1 pseudogene is annotated in these 261 nt (G+C 61.7%); it reads right to left on the bottom strand.

Annotated elements, in window-relative coordinates:
• Window positions 1-138: pseudogene (locus MWU77_RS24560) on the bottom strand (IS3 family transposase); the annotation flags it as partial.
• Window positions 139-261: the final 123 nt, after the last annotated feature.

Below are 261 nucleotides of genomic sequence, written 5' to 3'. Positions count from 1 at the left end.
GATCCGGTACATCGTCGATATCGAACACAGGTAGGTGCCCTCGTCGAGGAGCGTCGCGTAGACCTCGAGCGGAGCCTGGTCGACGAATCGGTCGCAGTTGAGCATGGACAGCACGGCGTGGCGTTCTTCCCTGGTGAGCTTGTTCGCCGGCGCCTTCTTCATCGCAGCGGTGGTCGGCGCCGGTTCCATCCGGTGTTTCTTGTCCCGTGCAGCAGTCGACCGCGTTACCGAAGTCCATGTTGTTGCTTCCCTGGTGGTCAC

The organism is Rhodococcus sp. F64268 (genome assembly GCF_023015605.1).
GTDB lineage: Bacteria > Actinomycetota > Actinomycetes > Mycobacteriales > Mycobacteriaceae > Rhodococcus.
Note: the sequence above shows the minus strand (reverse complement) of the source record. Positions and strands in the feature narration are given on the sequence as shown.